The organism is Bradyrhizobium sp. WSM2793, from assembly GCF_000379585.1.
Lineage (GTDB): Bacteria > Pseudomonadota > Alphaproteobacteria > Rhizobiales > Xanthobacteraceae > Bradyrhizobium.
This window is the reverse complement of the sequence record NZ_KB902789.1, coordinates 45,449-64,262: the sequence shown is the minus strand read 5'-3', so window position 1 is coordinate 64,262 and position 18,814 is coordinate 45,449. Positions and strand designations below refer to the sequence as shown.

19 protein-coding genes are annotated in these 18,814 nt (G+C 63.8%); 8 read left to right on the top strand and 11 right to left on the bottom strand.

All coding sequences use genetic code 11. The annotated features are described in order from the left end of the window. Positions 1–61 precede the first annotated feature (61 nt). The 4 genes from A3AS_RS0122595 to A3AS_RS0122580 form a co-directional block, all read right to left on the bottom strand. Positions 62–997, bottom strand: a complete 936-nt coding sequence (locus A3AS_RS0122595) for a carbohydrate ABC transporter permease (RefSeq protein ID WP_018319835.1) — start codon at positions 995–997, stop codon at positions 62–64. Continuing rightward, positions 990–1,907 carry an ABC transporter permease subunit gene (locus tag A3AS_RS0122590; RefSeq protein WP_018319834.1) on the bottom strand — a complete coding sequence of 306 codons (918 nt, stop codon included), beginning with the start codon at positions 1,905–1,907 and terminating at the stop codon, positions 990–992. Before A3AS_RS0122590 ends, A3AS_RS0122595 begins: the two co-directional genes overlap by 8 nt. 100 nt (positions 1,908–2,007) lie before the next feature. After that, positions 2,008–3,327 (bottom strand): ABC transporter substrate-binding protein, encoded by a 1,320-nt coding sequence (locus tag A3AS_RS0122585; RefSeq protein ID WP_018319833.1) that lies wholly within the window; start codon positions 3,325–3,327, stop codon positions 2,008–2,010. A gap of 46 nt (positions 3,328–3,373) precedes the next feature. Continuing rightward, positions 3,374–4,441: an ABC transporter ATP-binding protein gene (locus A3AS_RS0122580; protein ID WP_018319832.1), complete on the bottom strand. Its 1,068-nt coding sequence runs from the start codon at positions 4,439–4,441 to the stop codon at positions 3,374–3,376. Positions 4,442–4,643: 202 nt separating this feature from the next. Between A3AS_RS0122580 and A3AS_RS0122575 the strand changes: the two genes are divergently transcribed. The 5 genes from A3AS_RS0122575 (at position 4,644) to A3AS_RS0122555 (ending at position 9,727) form a co-directional block, all read left to right on the top strand. Then, positions 4,644–5,744 (top strand): LacI family DNA-binding transcriptional regulator, encoded by a 1,101-nt coding sequence (locus A3AS_RS0122575; RefSeq protein WP_018319831.1) that lies wholly within the window; start codon positions 4,644–4,646, stop codon positions 5,742–5,744. A gap of 122 nt (positions 5,745–5,866) precedes the next feature. Next, positions 5,867–7,696 carry an IlvD/Edd family dehydratase gene (locus A3AS_RS0122570; protein ID WP_018319830.1) on the top strand — a complete coding sequence of 610 codons (1,830 nt, stop codon included), beginning with the start codon at positions 5,867–5,869 and terminating at the stop codon, positions 7,694–7,696. Positions 7,697–7,831: 135 nt separating this feature from the next. Next, positions 7,832–8,563 carry an SDR family oxidoreductase gene (locus A3AS_RS0122565; RefSeq protein ID WP_018319829.1) on the top strand — a complete coding sequence of 244 codons (732 nt, stop codon included), beginning with the start codon at positions 7,832–7,834 and terminating at the stop codon, positions 8,561–8,563. A 17-nt stretch (positions 8,564–8,580) separates the two neighbouring features. Then, a complete protein-coding gene (locus tag A3AS_RS0122560; RefSeq protein ID WP_018319828.1) occupies positions 8,581–9,327 on the top strand; it encodes an SDR family NAD(P)-dependent oxidoreductase in 747 nt (248 codons plus the stop codon). A 7-nt stretch (positions 9,328–9,334) separates the two neighbouring features. Beyond that, positions 9,335–9,727, top strand: a complete 393-nt coding sequence (locus tag A3AS_RS0122555) for a GFA family protein (protein ID WP_018319827.1) — start codon at positions 9,335–9,337, stop codon at positions 9,725–9,727. Between the two features lie 2 nt (positions 9,728–9,729). Here A3AS_RS0122555 and A3AS_RS0122550 read toward each other — a convergent pair whose 3' ends face one another. Then, positions 9,730–10,641: a DMT family transporter gene (locus tag A3AS_RS0122550; RefSeq protein ID WP_049814956.1), complete on the bottom strand. Its 912-nt coding sequence runs from the start codon at positions 10,639–10,641 to the stop codon at positions 9,730–9,732. 90 nt (positions 10,642–10,731) lie between these two features. Between A3AS_RS0122550 and A3AS_RS0122545 the strand changes: the two genes are divergently transcribed. The 3 genes from A3AS_RS0122545 (at position 10,732) to A3AS_RS0122535 (ending at position 12,838) form a co-directional block, all read left to right on the top strand. Continuing rightward, positions 10,732–11,595, top strand: coding sequence for a LysR family transcriptional regulator (locus A3AS_RS0122545; protein ID WP_018319825.1), 864 nt, complete (start codon positions 10,732–10,734; stop codon positions 11,593–11,595). 75 nt (positions 11,596–11,670) lie between these two features. Further along, a complete protein-coding gene (locus tag A3AS_RS0122540; RefSeq protein WP_026202259.1) occupies positions 11,671–12,351 on the top strand; it encodes a site-2 protease family protein in 681 nt (226 codons plus the stop codon). A 64-nt stretch (positions 12,352–12,415) separates the two neighbouring features. After that, a complete protein-coding gene (locus tag A3AS_RS0122535) occupies positions 12,416–12,838 on the top strand; it encodes a hypothetical protein (protein ID WP_026202258.1) in 423 nt (140 codons plus the stop codon). Here the strand turns inward: A3AS_RS0122535 and A3AS_RS0122530 are convergent. The 6 genes from A3AS_RS0122530 to A3AS_RS0122505 form a co-directional block, all read right to left on the bottom strand. Beyond that, entirely contained in the window at positions 12,826–13,638 is an 813-nt protein-coding gene (locus tag A3AS_RS0122530; protein ID WP_018319822.1) for an energy transducer TonB, read from the bottom strand. The two genes, A3AS_RS0122535 and A3AS_RS0122530, sit on opposite strands and share 13 nt — an antisense overlap. Positions 13,639–13,647: 9 nt before the next feature. Then, positions 13,648–14,106 (bottom strand): TonB system transport protein ExbD, encoded by a 459-nt coding sequence (gene exbD / locus A3AS_RS0122525; protein WP_018319821.1) that lies wholly within the window; start codon positions 14,104–14,106, stop codon positions 13,648–13,650. 3 nt (positions 14,107–14,109) lie between these two features. Continuing rightward, positions 14,110–15,099 (bottom strand): tonB-system energizer ExbB, encoded by a 990-nt coding sequence (gene exbB, locus A3AS_RS0122520; protein ID WP_018319820.1) that lies wholly within the window; start codon positions 15,097–15,099, stop codon positions 14,110–14,112. Beyond that, a complete protein-coding gene (locus tag A3AS_RS0122515; RefSeq protein ID WP_018319819.1) occupies positions 15,096–15,785 on the bottom strand; it encodes a Fe2+-dependent dioxygenase in 690 nt (229 codons plus the stop codon). The genes exbB and A3AS_RS0122515 overlap by 4 nt, the downstream gene beginning before the upstream one ends. 2 nt (positions 15,786–15,787) lie before the next feature. Beyond that, the gene (locus A3AS_RS0122510; protein WP_018319818.1) at positions 15,788–18,187 is read right to left on the bottom strand and encodes a TonB-dependent siderophore receptor; all 2,400 of its coding nucleotides are present in this window, start codon (positions 18,185–18,187) and stop codon (positions 15,788–15,790) included. Positions 18,188–18,413: 226 nt separating this feature from the next. Next, entirely contained in the window at positions 18,414–18,653 is a 240-nt protein-coding gene (locus A3AS_RS0122505) for a hypothetical protein (protein ID WP_018319817.1), read from the bottom strand. Positions 18,654–18,814: the final 161 nt, after the last annotated feature.

The window sequence follows — 18,814 nt, the reverse complement described above, 5'->3', positions numbered from 1 at the left end:
AACTCCTTGGTTATTGGCCGGAGCGCGCAGCCTCCGGCGCGCTCCGTGGCAGACCCCGCGATTATTCCTTCACGGCGCCGGTCATCGCGGACACATAATGCTCCACGAAGAAGGCGTAAAGGATGACGAGCGGCAGCGAGCCGGCCAAGGCTCCGGCCATCAGCGAACCCCAGCGGTAGATGTCACCGTCCACGAACTCGTTGACGATCGCGACCGGCACCGTCTTGTTGCTGGTCGACTGCAGGAAGGTCAACGCGTAGATGAACTCGTTCCAGCATAGCGTGAAGCAGAAGATGAAGGCCGAGATCAGGCCGGGGATTGCGAGCGGCAGAACGATCTTGACCAGGATCTGCCAGCGGCTCGCCCCGTCGATCAACGCGCATTCCTCGAGCTCGAACGGGATGGTCTTGAAATAGCCCATCAGCAGCCAGGTCGAGAACGGGATCAGGATGGTCGGATAGGTCAGGATCAACGCCAGCGGCGAGTCGAACAGCCCGTACTGGAACACGACGGTGGCGAGCGGGATGAACAGGATCGACGGCGGCACCAGATAAGCAAGGAAGATCAGCCCGCCGACGAGATTGGCGCCCTTGTAGCGCAAGCGCACGATGGCGTAGGCAGCCAGCACCGACGCGATGATCGAAAGCACCGTCGCGCAGACGGCCACGTACATCGTGTTCCAGAGCCAGTACGGGTAGTAGCTCTCGAACAGCAGCTTGTGGAAATGCTTGAAGGTCGGATTCCAGGTCCAGAACGGGTTGTACCTGTCGAGATCGAGCAATTGCTCGTCCGGCTTCACCGAGGTCAGCGCCATCCAGTAGAACGGGAACAGCAGAACGATGACGATGATCGCGAGCGGCAGGTACAGCGTCACCATCCGGCGCGGCACCGACTGCAGATAGCTCATGCCCTCGCTGTGATCGTCCTTCGCCACCGTCGGAGAGGATCCCGATAGCACGGCCTTGAGATCAACGGACCTGGTGGGCAGATCAGTCATTGTTCTCTCCCTGCTGCCATTTCCTGCGCTGGAGGCCGAACCACGAGACCATGATTGCGGCGAGCAGGAACGGGATCATGGCGCTCGAGATCGCGGCGCCCTCGCCCAGCTGCCCGGCGATGATCGCGCGCTGGTAGGACAGCGTCGCCATCAGATGGGTGGCGTTAACCGGTCCGCCGCGCGTCATCGCCCAGATCAGCTGGAAGTCGGTGAAGGTGAACAGCACCGAGAAGGTCATCACGACGGCGATGATCGGCGTCAGCAGCGGATAGGTGATGAAGCGGAAATTCTGCCAGCGCGTGGCGCCGTCGAGCGTTGCGGCTTCATAGAGCGAGGGCGACACCGTCTGCAGGCCGGCCAGCAGCGTGATCGCGACGAACGGCACGCCGCGCCAGATATTGGCGAAGATCACGCAAATGCGTGCCCAGGTCGTGTCGCCGAGGAAGTTGATGTTCTGGTCGATCAGGCCGAGATGCCTCAGCGACCAGGAGATGATGGAGAATTGCGAATCGAAGATCCACCAGAACGCCAGCGCCGAGAGCACCGTCGGCACGATGAAGGGGATCAGGACCATCGCGCGCAGCATCGCCTTGAACGGCATGTTCTCGTTCAGCAGCAACGCGAGATAAAGCCCGATCGCGAATTTGAGGGCGCTGGCGACGAAGGTGTAGAGCAGCGTGTTGAACACCGACAGCCAAAAGATGGAATCGTCCCACAGCCACTCATAGTTCTCGGTAGCGACGAAATGCCCGACCCTGCCGATGCGGGTGTCGGTGAAGGACAACCAGATGCCTAGGCCCAGCGGATAAGCCAGGAAAAAGATCAGGAAGGCCATGGCCGGCACCATGAACCAGAAGCCGAGCCAGTTGCGATTGTGTTTGAGCTGGGTCCAGGCGCTGTCCTCGCTCATCTGAGGCTTGGCCCGGGGAATTGCGACATCAGCCATGCCCGATATCCCTGATCGAAATGTTGACGAGCGGGCGGCCGAATGGCCGCCCGCCCCGTGACGCTCAGCGGTAGATGCGCTTCAGCTGGCGCTCGGCTTCCGCCATCGCGCCCTTCGCATCCTTGGTGCCGGTGCAGTAGTTGGCGAACATGTCGACGACGATGAAGTCGGCGATGGCCGTCGCCGCCTTTTCGCCGACCGAACCGATACCGGCCGCCGGCAAAGTGCGCTTGGAGGCCTGCGAGAACACGGCATTCTTGGGATCCGCCGTCCAGATCGGCGCCGACTCATAAGCGTTCAAGGTCTGCGTCAGATAGCCCTGCGCGCCGTCCAGCCACTTCTCGTAGTTCTCCTTCTCCAGCATGAAGGCGACGAAGGCCTTCGCCGCATTCGGATATTTGGTGAAGTTGAAGGCGAGGATCGGCAGCGCAAGCTGCAGCTCGGTCGGCTTGCCCACCGGCCCGACCGGCCAGAGCGCGTGATAGGTGTCCTCGGCGAGCTCCTTCTTGCTCGCATCGGTCTTGGCGGCGACGTAGATCGAGATGCCGTTCGCCGTGCAATAGAGCTCGCCGGCGAGGAACGCCTTGTTGTTGGAGGAATCGTTCCAGGACGCGGTGCCCGGGATGAAGGCATCGTACAGCGACTTGCAATATTCAAGCGCCTTTGCCGTCTCCGGCGAATTGATGATGATCTTGTCGTTCTGGTCGACCGTGTAGGCGCCGTGGCCCCACAGCACCCAGTGCAGCCACGAATTGCCGTCGCCCGAGGCGTGCCCGAGAGCGAAGCCGGCCGGCGTGTTGTTCGCCTTCAGCGCCTTGCACATCTCGAGGAAGCTGGGGAAGTCCTTCGGGAATTCCTTGAACCCCGCCTTGTCGAGCGCCGACTTGCGGTACGTCATGTAACCGCCGTTGGTGGCGACGGGAATACCGAGCCAGTCGTTGCCCTGCTTGCAGGTCTTGGCGGCCGCATCGGTCCAGCCGCCGTATTTCTTGCCGAGATAATCGGCGACGTCGTTCATCTTCAGCACTTTGGTGGGGAACAGCTGCGGCAGCGTGTGCAGGCCCCAGGCGAGATCGAGCCCTGAGCCGGTATTGGCCGCAACCGAAGCCTTCGGCTGCACGTCCTCGAAGGATTCGCTGAACACGTTCATCTCGGTGCCGGTGGCAGCCTTGAACGCCGCGACCATCGCGTTGAACGCATCGTCCTCAGCCGGCACGAAGCGCTTCCACCGCATCACGGTCAGCTTGGCGCCAGGCTCCGCCTTCCAGGGCGCGCTCTGCGCCCAGGCCTTGGCGAAATCGAACAGTGCCGGCCCGGTCAGCATGCCGGTCGCAGCCAGTGCCGTTCCGCCTTGAAGCAGAGTCCGGCGGGTAAAGTCTTGCATGTCGTCCTCCCTGTGATGCTTTTTATTGTCTTGACTTAAACTTACGCTACGCGTTCAGGCGCTTTCCCGTCGCCTCATCGAACAGATGCACCAGTGACGGGTCCGGCTTCAGCCGGACCTTGTCGCCCGGGTTGAACTGGTGGCGTTCGCGGAAGACCGCGACGACCTGCTCGCCGCCGATCTTGGCAAACACCTGCGTCTCCGAGCCGGTCGGCTCGACCACGATGATCTCGGCTTCGGCGCCGTCGTCGGCAATGGTGAAATGTTCGGGCCGCACGCCGTAGACTGCGGGACGGCCGTCGGACGCCGCGGGCGCGGTCTTGAGCGGCAGCTTGACGCCGTTCGGTCCCTCGAAGGTCGCAACGCCGTTGACGCGCACATGCCCCTTCAGGAAGTTCATCGCGGGCGAGCCGATGAAGCCGGCAACGAACTGGTTGTCGGGCTTGTCATAGAGCTCGAGCGGCGTGCCCATCTGCTCGACGATGCCGTCATGCATGACGACGATCTTGTCGGCCATGGTCATGGCTTCGATCTGGTCGTGGGTGACGTAGACGGTCGTCGTCTTCAGCCGCTGGTGCAGCTCCTTGATCTCGGTGCGCATGGCGACGCGCAGCTTGGCGTCGAGGTTGGACAAGGGCTCGTCGAACAGGAAGACCTGCGGGTCGCGCACGATGGCGCGGCCCATCGCGACGCGCTGACGCTGGCCGCCGGAGAGCTGGCGCGGATAGCGATCGAGCAGCGGCGACAGCGCGAGGATCTCGGCGGCGCGCTTGACGCGCTTGTTAATCTCGTCGGCACCCGCATTCCGCAGCTTCAGCGAGAAGCCCATGTTGTCGGCGACACTCATGTGCGGATAGAGCGCGTAGTTCTGGAACACCATCGCAATGTCCCGCTCCTTGGGCTGGACATTGTTGACGACGCGGTCGCCGATCGAGATCGTGCCGGAGGTGATGTTCTCGAGACCGGCGAGCATGCGCAGAAGCGTCGACTTGCCGCAGCCGGAGGGGCCGACCAGAACGACGAACTGGCCGTCCTCAATCGGTACAGTCACGCCGTGCAGGACTTCAAAATTGCCGAACGATTTCCGCACGTCGCGGATTTGCACAGACGACATCTAGCTCCCTCCTCGAAAGTCCACGGCGCCTCTAGCGCCGCGACCGTCTTGTTTTTTCAGACTTCACCGAACTCGGCCCGATCTTAGCGGGCAACATTGTCGGCAGTTTGTGCGGTTTTGGCAATTTGTCTTTGGTTAGTCGTTGCTGGTAGCGCTGTCAACGTTCCTTTGTTTGCGGGACTGACTGTGTTAAGAGCAGCAAATGGGTCGAAAACGCACCAAGTCAGGCAAGATCCGGCTGGCGGAAGTCGCCGAGCTTGCCGGCGTCAGCCCGATTACGGCGTCCCGCTTCTTCCGTAATCCGGAGGCCCTCTCGGTTGCCAAGCGGACACGGGTCGAGAGCGCCGCCAAGGAGCTCGGCTATGTGCCGAACCTTGCGGCCCGCGCGCTGGCCTCGCAACGCACCGAGGTGATCGGTGTCTTGATCCCCTCCCTCACCAACAACGTGTTCTCGGACGTGCTGCGCGGCATCTACGACGCGTCCGAAGGCAGCCGTTACTCGATCCAGCTGTCCAACACGCGCTACAGCATCCTCCAGGAAGAGAAGCTGCTGCGACTGTTTCTGGCGCAGAAGCCGGCCGGGCTGATCGTCACCGGCATCGACCAGACCACGGAATCGCGCGCCATGCTGGAGGCCGCCGATTGCCCGATCGTGCAGATCATGGAGATCGGCCCCGACCCGGTCGACATGATGATTGGCTTTTCGCACTATGATGCAGCCCGCGCAGCGGTTGCACACCTGTTCGAGCAGGGCCGCCGCAAGATCGGCTTCGTCGGCGCGCGCATGGACCCGCGGGTGCAGCGGCGGCTGGACGGATATGTCTCGGCGATGAAGGATGCCGCACTGTTCGAGCAGCGCCTCGTCGTCACCACGGCGACACCGACCTCGGTGACGCTGGGCGGCGCGCTGTTCACCGATCTCCTGGCGCGCGAGCCGAATCTCGATGCGGTGTTCTGCGCCAATGACGACCTTGCGCTCGGCGTGCTGTTCGAATGCCGGCGCCGGGAGATCGCTGTCCCCGAGCAGATCGCGATCGTCGGCTTCAACGACCTCGAATTCATGGCCTCCGCCGTCCCCACCCTTACCAGCGTGCGCACCAACCGCTACGAGATGGGCAAAACGGCCGCCACCATGCTGATCGAGGCGATCGACGGACGGCGCCCGGAGCAGCCGGTGCTCGATCTCGGCTTCCGGGTGATCGAGCGGCAAAGCTCGTCGCCGCGCCATTCAGACAGCCGGCCGACCGTCTCGGGCGTGGGCGCGGCGAACAAAATGGTAGCGTTACCAAGTAGCCATGACTAGTATCGCATTTGTGAGGAAACGACCCGCCAGCGGGCCAGCGATCCGTCATTCGCGCGGTTGGGCATCGCACAAGCCGACACCCTAGGACGGACGCCAGTGCGTTTGCATTGCAGGAGAAACCAATGACAAAAAAACCGACCAATGGGCATGCGCCCGCCGGCAACGGCTCCCGACGCCATCTTCGTTCCCAGGAATGGTTCAACAACCCGCATAATCCGGGCATGACGGCGCTCTACATGGAGCGCTACCTCAATTACGGCCTCACCCGTGCCGAGCTGCAATCCGGCAAGCCGATCATCGGAATCGCCCAGACCGGCAACGACCTCTCTCCCTGCAACCGCCATCATATCGAGCTGGCCCACCGCGTCCGCGAGGGCATCCGCGAGGCCGGCGGCATTGCGATGGAATTCCCGACCCATCCGATCCAGGAGACCGGCAAGCGCCCGACCGCCGCGCTCGACCGCAACCTCGCCTATCTCGGCCTGGTCGAGATCCTCTACGGCTATCCGCTCGACGGCGTCGTGCTCACCACCGGCTGCGACAAGACCACGCCGGCCTGCATGATGGCGGCTGCGACCGTCAACCTGCCCGCGATCGTGCTGTCGGGCGGCCCGATGCTCAACGGCTGGCATGCCGGCGAGCGCACCGGTTCGGGCACCATCGTCTGGAAGTCGCGCGAGCGGCTCGCCGCGGGCGAGATCGACTATGAAGAGTTCATGGAGATCGTGGCCTCGTCGGCGCCGTCGGTCGGCCATTGCAACACCATGGGCACCGCCTCGACCATGAACGGTCTTGCCGAAGCGCTCGGCTTCTCGCTGCCGGGCTGCGCGGCGATCCCCGCGCCCTACCGCGAGCGCGGCCAGATCGCCTACGAGACCGGCAAGCGCGCCGTCGAGATGGTCTGGGAAGACCTCAAGCCCTCGGACATCCTGACCCGCAAGGCGTTCGAGAACTGCATCGTGATCAATTCGGCGATCGGCGGCTCGACCAACGCGCCGATCCACATCAACGCGCTGGCCCGCCACATCGGCGTCGAGCTCACCATCGAGGACTGGCAGAAGGTCGGCCATGACGTGCCGCTCCTGGTCAACATGCAGCCGGCCGGCTTCTATCTCGGCGAGGAATTCCACCGCGCCGGCGGCGTGCCTGCGGTGGTGCGCGAGTTGATGAAGCACAAGCGCATCCATGAGGACGCCGTCACCGTCAACGGCCGCGGCATCGGCGAGAACTGCAAGGACGCGCCGGTCCCCGACAACGACGTGATCTGGGCCTACGACAAGCCGCTGGTGAAGGACGCCGGCTTCCTGGTGCTGAAGGGCAATCTGTTCGATTCCGCGATCATGAAGACCTCAGTGATCTCCAAGGAATTCCGCGATCGCTATCTCAGCAATCCGAAAGACCCCAACGCATTCGAGGGCCGCGCCATCGTGTTCGAGGGTCCGGAGGACTATCACGAGCGGATCGACGACGCCTCGCTCGATATCGACGAGCACTGCGTGTTGTTCATCCGCGGCACCGGGCCGATCGGCTATCCTGGTGGAGCCGAGGTCGTGAACATGCAGCCCCCGGCAGCGCTGATCAAACGCGGTATCCTGTCCCTGCCCTGCATCGGCGACGGCCGCCAGTCCGGCACCTCGGGCTCGCCCTCGATCCTGAACGCCTCGCCGGAAGCTGCCGCCAATGGCGGGCTTGCGGTCCTCAAGACCGGCGACAAGGTCCGCGTCGACCTCAACAAGGGCAGCGCCAACATCCTGATCTCGGACGAGGAGCTGAAGAAGCGTCACGCCGAGCTCAAGGCCAATGGCGGCTTCAAGCATCCGCAGAACCAGACGCCGTGGCAGGAGATCTATCGCAACACCGTCGGCCAGCAATCGACCGGCGCCTGCATGGAGCTCGCCACGCGCTACCAGAACGTCGCCGGCACCTTTGGTGTGGCGCGGGATAATCACTGAACTGGGCACCCGTAGCCCGGATGGAGCGTAGCGAAATCCGGGTTCACCATCCGCGAACGCAGGATCCCGGATTACGCTGGCGCTCCATCCGGGCTACGGCGTCACGGCAATGAGGAAATCGAGGAGAACAAGAAAATGGCAGACCGCCTCAAGGGCAAACGCGCCGTCGTCACGGCTGCAGCCGCCGGCATCGGGCGCGCATGCGCCCTCGCATTCGCGCGTGAAGGCGCAACCGTCATCGCCACCGACATCAATGAAGCCGGCATCGCCGGCCTGACCAAGGAAGGCATCGCCGAGGTCGCAAAGCTCGACGTCCGCAACACCGCCGACGTCAACGCCTTCGCCAAGCGTATCGGCAAAATCGACATCCTGCTCAACGCGGCCGGCTTCGTGCACCACGGCACCATCCTGGAATGCTCGGAAGAGGATTTCGATTTCTCGTTCGACCTCAACGTCAAGTCGATGCACCGGACCATCAGGGCCTTCCTGCCCGACATGATCGCGGGCGGCGGCGGCAGCATCGTCAACATCTCCTCCTGCGCGGCCTTGAGGCCGCCGGCGAACCGCTACGTCTACAGCTCGTCGAAGGCGGCAGTGTCGCTGCTATCGCGTGCGGTCGCGCTCGATTTCATCACCAAGGGCATCCGCTGTAACTCGATTTGCCCCGGCACCGTCGAGACGCCCTCGATGCTCGACCGCGCCGCCGCGCAGGGGCCGCAAGGCAAGGAGATGTTCATCTCCCGCCAGAAGATGGGCCGGCTCGGCACCGCCGACGAGATCGCATCCATGGCGGTCTATCTCGGCAGCGACGAGAGCGCCTTCACCACCGGCGTCGACCTCGTCGTCGACGGCGGCTACATGCTCTGATCCCAGAGGCACCCGGCATGAACAAGATCGACCTCAACGGCCGCGTCGCCATCGTCACCGGCGGCGCGCAGGGTTTTGGCCGCGCTATCACCGAGCGCCTCACCGCCTCCGGCGCCAAGGTCGCGATCTGGGATTTTGATTCCGTGCTGGCCGAGAAGACGGCGAAAGAGATTGGCGGCGAGACCAAGGTCTTCAAGGTCGACGTCACCGACACCGCGGCCGTCGAGCAGGCGCGCGATGCGACGCTCGCCGCGTTCGGCAAGATCGACATCCTCGTCAACAATGCCGGCATCGCCGGCGTCAACAAGCCGGTCTGGGAAACCGACCTCGATGAATGGCGCAAGGTGCTGCGCATCAACCTCGACGGTCCCTTCATCGTCTGCAAGGCGATCGTGCCCGCGATGCTCGAGCAGAAATACGGGCGCATCGTGAACATCGCCTCGATCGCCGGCAAGGAAGGCAACCCGAACGCCTCGCACTATTCGGCGTCCAAGGCCGGCCTGATCGCGCTGACAAAGTCGCTCGGCAAGGAGCTCGCCGCGCATGACATCCTCGTCAACGCGGTGACGCCGGCCGCGGCCAAGACCGCGATCTTCGACCAGATGACGCAGCAGCATATCGACTTCATGCTGTCGAAAATTCCAAAGGGACGCTTCGTGCTGGTCGAAGAGCTCGCCGCGATGGTGGCCTGGCTCGCGTCCGAGGACTGCGCCTTCTCGACCGGCGCGGTGTTCGACATCTCGGGCGGACGCGCAACCTATTGAGGGCAGCATGATCCGGGAAGGCGGATGCCTGTGCGGCGCGGTCCGGTTCAAGGCGGAGGGCGAGCCGCTCAACGTTCGCGTCTGCCATTGCCGCAACTGTCAGAAGGCGATGGGCTCGCCCTTCTTCGCCCGCGCGCAGTTCGACCAGCGCGCGCTGAGCGTCGAAGGCGAGACGGAGCGCTATGCGTCGTCGGAGAACATCGACCGCGTGTTCTGCAAACGCTGCGGCACCCGCCTGTTCGCCTGGCGGCGCAACGGCACGCTGGCGGGCGTCGCCCTCTCCGTTTTCGACGACCGCAATGCCTTTGCGCCGACAGAGCACATCTGGGTCTCGGAAAAGCCCGCCTGGCTGAAGCTCGACGACGGCCTGCCACAACATCCGGGAACGATCCCGGCGTGATGTCAGGCTTGGCCTGACGCAGACGCGCTTGCCGCCGGCGCCCGCCGGCCCGTTGTCGTCGCGATCCAGATCCCGCCAAACACCGCGACGATGCCGGCCGCCAGATTCCAGCGCAACGGCTCGTTCAGCAGCCAAGCGCCGATCAGCGACGCCGTGATCGGGTTGACCGTCACCGAGATCGCGACACGCGTCGGCGTCGTCCGCTCCAGCGCGAAAGCCCAGAGATAGAAGGTCAGCGCCGCGCCGAATGCACCGAGATAGAGAGCCGCCAGCCATTGCGGCGCGCCGAAGCCCGCGACCGGCGCAAAGCTGCCGCGGATCCAGGAGAGCAAGATGAGGCAGGCAGCGCCCGCCGCCATGCTCATGGTGGTGAAGGCGATCGGGCTGGAGCGCCGGATCAGTGGCTTCGACCAGATACCATACAGTGCCATGCACAGTGCGGCCGCCATCATCAGGAGGTCACCGCGCCAGGCGCCCGGCGGTGCCGAGGTCAGGTCGGAGAGAAGCGCTACAGCAACACCCAATGTCGCAATCACCACGCCGATCGATTTTCGCCAGGTCAGCGCTTCGGCACCGAGCGCGGCGCCGATCACGAGGGACAACAGCGGCAGCGTGGATAAGGCGAGCGCCCCGCGCGCGGCAGTCGTGAAGATCAACGATGCATTGAACAGGATCGGAAACAAAGCGAAGAACAGCATGCCGAGCCCGATTGCGGCGGCCCAGTCCCCTCGCAGTGGCCAGCGATCTGCGCGCAGCAGCGTCAGTGGTAACAGCAGGAGAAAGCCGATGCCGAAGCGGAACGAACCGATCGCCAGCGGATCGAGGTTGCTCACGAGATAGCGCGTGGCGCCGATCGAGGTGCCGCCAAGACCGCTCGACAGCACGGCCGCCAGAACGCCGGAGATTTCGCCCACGCTTCCTCCCGTCGATACTTCGGAAGGCAGCATACGAGGCACGCCGAAACAGGGAATGGAATTTCCGTGATGCTGGGATAAGTTTTCGTCATGAGCGCACCCGATCTCGATCCCGAGCTGCTGAAGGCGTTTCTCGCGGTCGACGAGCATCGTTCGTTCACGCGCGCGGCCGATGTGCTCAATCGCACGCAATCGGCGGTGAGCGTCCAGATCAGGCGGCTGGAGGAGCGGCTTGGCACCAAGCTGTTTCAGCGCACCAGGGCTGGGGTCGTGCCGAGCGCGACGGGCGAAGAGTTGCGCGCTTATGCGCGGCGCATTCTCGCACTCAACGCGGAGGCCGTCGGGGCGCTCCGCGCACGCAAGGCCGACGCCGTCGTCCGTCTCGGCGTGATGGACGATTACGGCACCATCGTCATTCCGCCGCTGCTGGCGAGCTTTGCCAGGCACCATCCTCTGGTCCGGGTCGAGATCGAGACGGGACTGACCGCGACGATGCCGGCGCGGCTCGGCGATGCCTACGACCTCGTCATCGCCATGCATCCGCAAGGATGCGGCGATGGCGAGTTATTGAGGCGCGAACAGGCGGTCTGGGCCGCCGCCCCATCCTATCGGACCGCGGCGCAGTGTCCCCTTCCCATGGCGCTCTACCCGCCGGGCTGTCTGTTTCGCCAGTGGGCTGCGGAAGCGCTCGACGCCGCGGACCTGCCCTGGCGTCTCGCCTATGTCAGCCGGACGCTCGCTGCGGTCGAGACGATCGCGGCTCAAGGTCTCGCAGTGACGGTGGTAAAGGCCGGGACCTTGCCGCCGAGCCTTCGTGCGCTGTCCGATCGTGACGGCATGCCGCCGTTGCCGGCGGCGGAGATCCGCCTCCACCGCGCGAACGACCTGTCGACCGCAGGCGCCCACCTGGCGGATCATTTGCACCGGGCAATTTCGGAATTGGGCGCCATATAACGCTAGATCGTGATGGATTGTGGCCCTATACGGCCTGCTTTGCGAAGCGCGCAGGCAAACCAGGACGGACGAGCCGTGAACATTTCTTTTTATGACCTTTCCGTCTGGGTGCTGCCGCTGGTGCTCGCCATCACCTTCCACGAGGCCGCGCACGCCTTCGTCGCCGACCGGCTTGGCGACAACACAGCCGCACAGCTCGGCCGCGTCAGCTTCAACCCCATCAGGCATATTGACCCGTTCGGCACCCTGATCCTACCGGCGATGCTACTGTTCGCGCACTCGCCGTTCCTGTTCGGCTATGCCAAGCCGGTGCCGGTCAACTTCCGCAAGCTGAACAACCCCAAACTGGACATGGTCTGGGTGGCATTGGCGGGGCCTGTCACCAACATCCTGCTGGCGCTTGCAGTGGCCCTCGCCTTCCACGCCCTGCCCCTTGTCCCCGCAAGCTCGGCGAAATGGGTCGCCGACAACCTCAAGAATGCGCTCATCATCAACGCCATCCTCGCGGTCTTCAACATGATGCCGATCCCGCCGCTCGATGGCGGGCGCGTTGCGGTCGGGCTGTTGCCGCGCCCGCTCGCCATGCCGCTGGCCCGGCTCGAGCCGTTCGGGATGCTGATCCTGATCGGCCTGTTGATCCTGCTGCCCCTTGCAGGTTCCCAGTTCGGTCTAAATCTTGATGTTATTTCAGTAATACTGCGAACGTTGACCGGTTATGTGATTCAGGCTGTTCTGTTCCTGACCGGCAATGCGTAGTTGAACAACCGCACCCGAACTTTAAGCCGAAGGGCCAGAGGCCGACTTGGTCAAAGCTGCCGATATGCTGATCGCGCGACGCGCGGACACCCGCGCCCGCGCCGATTTTGCCACCTGGAAGATGATGGCCAAGCTCAATGGGGCGTCCGCGCTCCCACCGGAGGCCCAGGAGTTTCTGGCGAGCTACCAGAACCTGCTGGCGCAGATGAGCGAGGGCGAGGCCACCGAGGCGACCATCGGTGCGATCTACAAGGCCTATTATGCCGAGATGGGCGGCGCGGGAACGGCACCCGACGTCCGCCCTCGCCCGCCTGAAGCAGTGGCGGACAATGTTACCGCTTTCCGCCGCCCGGCACCGAAGCCAAAGACGACCAGCTTTTTCGGGGCTGGCGCGGCAGCTGGAACCCAGAAACGGCCGCTCCCGGTGGCGCTGATCTTCGCCTGCCTCGTCGTCGTCTATGTCGGGATCCGGCTCTACTGGCGCTGAGCCGTCTTCTTCTTTTTCGCGTCGGCCGGCGTGAAGATGATATCGACGGTCCGCTCGAACCGATCCTCGGTCAGCCCAGCAGGCGGCTGCGGGATCGGATCGGACTTGCGGACAATCGAGACCGCGGCCGCGTCGTAGGCTGAATCCCCGGATGACTCCACGACATCCACCGACAGCACGTTGCCCTTCCGGTTGATCGCGAAGCTCACCTTGACCTTCTGGTTATTGGGCTGCTTGCCTTCCGGATTGATCTTGTGCAGCGACAAATGCGCGCTGATCTTGCGGTTCCAGTCGGCGGTCAGCCTCAGGATGTCCTTGCCGATGCCGATGACGGGCGCCAGCGCCTTCTCGGCCTCGCGCGCGTCCTCCTCGAGCGTCTGCCGTGCCGTCGCAACCGATTTCGGCGAGGCCTCGGCGGCCGGCGTTTCGACCGCCTGAATCTTCGGATCGTCTTCCGTCGGCTTCTTCGCGTTGTTCTCGGTCACGACGCGATCGGGATCCTCGACCTGCTGCGACTGGTCCTTTGGAAGCTCCGTCTCCTTGGTCTCGGCCTTTTGCTCGGGAAGCGCCTGCTGCTCCTGCATCGCTTCGCTGTCGGGCCCGGGCGGCAGATCGGTTTCGGGCGCCTTGGGCGATGCCATCTCCACGGCGAATTCCGCACCGTTCGCACCTAGGCCGTCGCCGTCCTCGTCAGCACGCAAATGAGCCAGCGCGAGCGCAGCACCGCCCAGATGGAGCACGAGCGCGGCCACCGCCGCCAGGATCCAGAGCTTCCGGGATGGTCTGTGTTCGTCCGACATAGCGGGCCTCTAAGGCTGAGCGGCGCCTGCCGCAGGCGCTCCCGGTGCGCCTTCCAGCGCCACCAGTTTCACCCGCGTATAGCCGCCTGAGCGCAGGAGCTCCATGACGCCCATCAACTCCCCGTACGGCACCGAACGATCGGCGCGCAGGAAGACGTACTTGTCCTTGCTCATGTCGGACAGTCCGTCGAGCGTCCCGATCAGCTCGGCCCGGTGAACGGGGTTCTCCCCGAGGGCAAGCGTCAGATCGGGCTTGATGCTGAGATAGGTCGGCTTGTCCGGCTTCTTCTGCGGCGTCGCGCTCGACGTCGGCAGATCGATCGGCAGGTCGACCGTGGAGAGCGGAGCTGCGACCATGAAGATGATCAGCAGCACCAGGATAACGTCGATGAACGGCGTGACGTTGATGTCATGCGTTTCCGAGAAATCGTCGTCGTCGCCGTCGTTGTCTGCGAGCGAAACGCCCATGGCTCACTCCGCTGCGCGCGAATGCACGCTGCCGTGGCTGCGGTCGAGATCGCGCGAGAGCAGCCGCGCCGCTGCACCCGAGGCGCGGCTGACGAGCTCGAGATAGCCCTTCGTCACGCGCGAGAAGTGATTGTAGATGATGACGGCGGGAATGGCGGCGACGAGGCCGATCGCGGTGGCGAGCAGCGCTTCGGCGATGCCGGGCGCGACGACGGCGAGGTTCGTGGTCTGCGACTTCGAGATGCCGATGAAGCTGTTCATGATACCCCAGACCGTGCCGAACAGGCCGACGAAGGGCGAGGTCGAGCCGATGGTCGCGAGCACGCCCATGCCGATCCGGATCCGCCGCGCCTCGGCGCGCACGATCTCGGAGAAGCTGGAGGCTGCGCGCTCCTTGATGCCGGCGTCGCTGGACAGGCCGGCCGACATCCGCGCCTCGCGCAGGGCCGCCGTCAGGAACGACGGCAGGATACCTTCCTTGGCTCCGAGCGCCATCTGCGCTTCGGCGAGGGAGCGCGTCTCCGCAACCTTCTTCAGCGCCGAACGAAGCTTGGAGGATGCGACCGACAGCTCGATCGACTTGGCGATGAAGACGGTCCATGTCATCAGCGATGCGAAGGCGAGCCCGATCATCACCGCCTTCACGATGACGTCCGCCGACATGAACATCACCCAGGGCGACAATTCCTTCATCGCCGGCGCGATGCCGGCCGCCGCGTCGGACCTGGCATCAGGCTTGGCGGTGGTCGAAACGGCGGCCGCGGAGGGCGCCGTCGGAGCAACCGGGGTGGCTGCCGTCGAAGCCGAAGGCGCCGGGGCCGCTGGCGTGGTGGCCGCGGGCGCCGCCGGAGCCGGAGCGACCGGGGCCGGCTGAGCCGTCGACTGCGTCGTTGCCGAGGGGGGTTGTGTCTGGGCGGAAACGGGGGATGCGAGCCAGGCGGCCGCCAGCATCAAGGCTGCGGCAAGGCTTGCTTGGAAGGTCATGGTCTTCATACTTCGGCCCAGTAGCGAATGAGGTTGTGATAGATACCCGTCAATTTGACCGTTTCGGGATCGTCACGCCCGAGCCGGTCCACCAGCGCCTGAATCGCGGTGTCGAGGTCGAAGATCATGCTCCGGGCTTGATCGTCCCGTATCATGCTCTGCAGCCAGAAGAAAGACGCAACCCGTGTTCCCCTGGTCACCGGCGTGACGAGGTGGAGGCTGGTCGAGGGGTAGAGCACGCAGTCGCCGGCTGGCAACTTGACTTCGTGCGAGCCGTAAGTGTCCTCGATCACAAGTTCGCCACCGTCGTACTCTTCCGGCTCGGCGAGGAACAGCGTCACCGAGAGGTCCGTGCGGATGCGAAGGCCGGTCAGACGGTCGCCGCGGATCGCATTGTCGACATGCAGGCCGAAATGGTGGCCGCTATCCGCCGCATAGCGGTTGAACAGCGGCGGGAAGATCTGGAGCGGTATAGCCGCCGCGATGAAGCGCGGGTTCGATGTCAGCGCCGAGATGATGCGGTTGCCGAGTTTTCGCGCGACTTCGCTATCGGGCGGCAATTGCTCGTTGCGCTTGACCATCGCCGACTGCGCGCCGGCGGTGGACCGGCCATCCTCCCATTCGCTGGCGTCCATGATGCGGCGGAAATCCGCCACATCATCCTTGCTGAGAACGCCTGGCAGGCACGTCAACATGATCAGAACTTCGCTGTCGTCACGACATAGAACGCGCGCCCGGGCGCGACCGCTACGAACGGTACGTTGCTGCGATAGAACGAGTCGTAATAGAGCTTGTTGGTCAGGTTCTGCGCGTAGAACTTCATGGTCCAGTTCTTGTCGATCTTCTTCTCGACGAAGGCATCGAAGCGCCAATAGCTCGGCAGCTCGTTGGTGTTGGCCGCGAACGTGCCGCCGTAAACCTTCGAGCGGTACACCGCCTGCCCGCCGAGCTCCCAGCCGTCATCGAACTTGTACTTGGTCAGCATGCTGAACGACTGGTGGGCAATGTTGGCGAGCTGCAGGCCGAGATTGGAGGCAACCCCGCTCTGGGTGACCTTGGACTGCATCAGCACCAGGCCGCCGAAGATGCTCCAACGATCGGTGATCTTGCCCTCGGCTTCGATGTCGATGCCCTGGATCCTGTAGGCAGCGCCCGAGGTCAGCAGGCCGTTGACGGTCTCGCGCGCGTTGTCCTTGGTGGTCTGGAACAGCGCGCCGGTCACCAGCAGGTGGCGGTCGGCGAGTTCCCATTTGGTGCCGACCTCGATCGCCTTGTTGCGCTCGGGCCCGAGCAACAGGGTCGAGTTGGGCGGAACGCCGCCGTAATCGGTGCCGGTCGCGTCAAGCTCCGAGCCGAACGGATTGGCCGAGGTCGCATAGGCTGCATAGATGCTGCCGATCGACATCGGCTTGTAGACCAGGCCGACGTTGTAGTTCACGAGATCCGCGTTCTGCTTCACGAAGCTCGAATTGTTCGACGCGCTCTGGCTGTAGCCGTCGTAGCGCACGCCGCCATTGACGATGATCGTGTCCTGCCAGTTCGCGGTGTCCATGACATAGACGCTGCTGGTGTTGACGCCGTAGCGCGTCGGGTTTCCGAGGAGTGACGGAATGCCGAAGGGAATGTTGGTGTATTGCGGGGAGTAGAGATTGACCCCTGTCACGGCACCGTTGCTCGTGAAGGGCGAGCCGGACAGCTCCGACGCGAGGCCGGCGTAGCGGTCGATCGAGATGTTCTCGTTCGAATATTCGACGCCGAACACGGCGGTGTGCTTGACCCCGCCGGTGTCGAGCTTGAACGTGGCCTCGTTCTGGTTGGCCCACACGTCCACGGTCTGGTAGCGGCTCTGCGCGCTCGCCGTCGTGGTCCAGAGCAGCGGATTGGGGCTGGTCGTATTCGGATTCTGCGGCAGCGTGCCGATATAGTTGAGCACCGAGTGCTCGCCGCGCACCTTGCTGGTCAGCGTGATGGCCTCGTTGACCTTGTACTCGATCGTGCCGGTACCGAAATCCTGCCGCGCCGTCTGGAAGTCGCGATTAAGGAAGCCGTACCAATTGCCGCGCGGAATGCCGGCCGAGGTCACCGGCACATTGCCCTGCTTGTAATAGGGCACGCCGAAATCCGGTAGGCCGCTGAGGTCGGTGTGGACGTAGTTCGTGGTGATCTTGATGTCGTTGGTCGGGGTGTACTTGGTCGAGATGAAGGTGCCCCAGCGATTGTCGGTCACGTAGTCGCGGCCGGCGACGTTGGCATCCTGGAACAGGCCGCCGGTGCGCACCGAGAAGGTCGGGTCGATGACCTGGTTGACGTCGAGCGTGACGCGCTTGGTCTGATCGGTGCCGAACTCGGAGTCCATGCGCTTGAAGTTGACGTCGCCAGCCTGCTTGGTGACGATGTTGATGGCACCGCCGGCAGTGCCGCGGCCGGCGTAGGAGGATGCCGGCCCGCGCAGGATCTCGATTTGCTCGGTGAAGAAGTTCTCGCGGATGGAAACCGCGGGATCACGGATGCCGTCGATGAACACGTCGTTGCGCGCATCGAAGCCGCGGATGAAGAAACGGTCGCCGAACGCGTTGCCGCCCTCGCCCGAGCCGAGCGTCACGCCCGCGGTCGAGCGCCCGATTTCCTTCAGCGTCGTCGCGTTCTTGTCTTCGAGCACTTCCTTGCTGAGCACCGTGATCGACTTGGGCGTGTTCAGCATCTTCTCGGGAAACTTGCCGCTGGCCTGGACGTGGTCGACCTTGTAGGGCGCGGCCGGATCGGCATAGGGATTGCCGTCGGGAGCGCCTGACGGCGTGGTCGGCGCCGTCTGCTGTGCCGCCTGCTCGCGCTGCGCGGCGCGACGAATCGCATTGCGGGCGCGGACCTGTTCCGGCGAAGGCTTCGACGACGTTGGACGCGGACGTTCGACGGGAGCATCGACCGTTACCGGCGGCAGGTTGGACTGCTGCGCCTGCGCGCCACTCGACACCGACGCCACCGCGATCAAGCTCGCAACTGCCGAGACCTTCTTGCCGGAAACACCTGCGAACTTTTCATCCACCAGACCGAATGCTGCGACCGAACGCAACGACTTCGGTGCGACCACCTGCCCCATTACCAAACGCCCCATCTTCCTGTTCGCTCATTCACTTTGACGAACGATGAGTTGTTGGTATCGGCCGCAAAATAGCGGGTCAATGCGAGCGCCTCGCAAGAACCCTTGAATCGGTCCAGTTCAAAACAATTCTAAACTACAGTTTGAAATCGTTCTAAACTGATATTGGACTCGTTCTAAAAGACCGCGCGCCGAATGCCAGGCAATCGATGGCTCGCTCACAGCATCAATCGCTGCTCGGCGGCTTCATCAGCGAAAACAATTCGTCGACGGTTTTCAGCGCAACAGCGCGCACGCGATCGGTTGAGTCCATGCCGGCGATGTTGACGCCGTTCACGACCGCTTTGATCTCGTCCCGGAAGTCGGTGAGGAAGCGCAAGGGATCCCGCTGCTCATTGGCGACACGCGCGATCAATCCCGTGATCAGAATCTGACACGCGATCAGCTTGCCGTTCAGCTCGTCCATCCTGCGCTCCCGTTGTGGCGGCGCCGATATGGACGATGCTGAAATTCCTGACAACCGAAACAGCTTCCGCCCGACTTAGAACCATTCTTGTTACCGATACCGACCGGCGGCTCGACCCAGGCGCCATTCGGCCCGAGCACACCGTCCGGGAGTGCTGCTTG